The 258-nt window shown below is 50.8% G+C and carries 1 protein-coding gene; it reads right to left on the reverse strand.

Annotated features, from left to right (window positions below):
- Window positions 1-22: 22 nt before the first annotated feature.
- Window positions 23-157, reverse strand: coding sequence for a hypothetical protein (locus FS736_RS25360; protein WP_260983703.1), 135 nt, complete (start codon window positions 155-157; stop codon window positions 23-25).
- Window positions 158-258: the final 101 nt, after the last annotated feature.

Below are 258 nucleotides of genomic sequence, written 5' to 3' on the forward strand. Positions count from 1 at the left end.
TTCCGCTCCACTCCCCCAGAAACTATCCCCCCATTCGCACAACCATTCCACGAGATCCAAAAAACTTCTTCAAATCATCCACCACCACCTCACCTATTACCACCCCAACCCTAACCTCAAAAACCACCTTCACGAAACCAGCCCCCTTCTTCCCCATCAATTCCTCCCTCTATCACAACTCATCCCCCATTTCCCCAACCAAATCCACCCTCACCCTCACAACCACTCCAACCACCAACACTTCATTCTCCACTCTCT

The organism is Cytobacillus oceanisediminis 2691, from assembly GCF_007678455.1.
Classification (GTDB): Bacteria; Bacillota; Bacilli; order Bacillales; family Cytobacillaceae; genus Mesobacillus; species Mesobacillus oceanisediminis_A.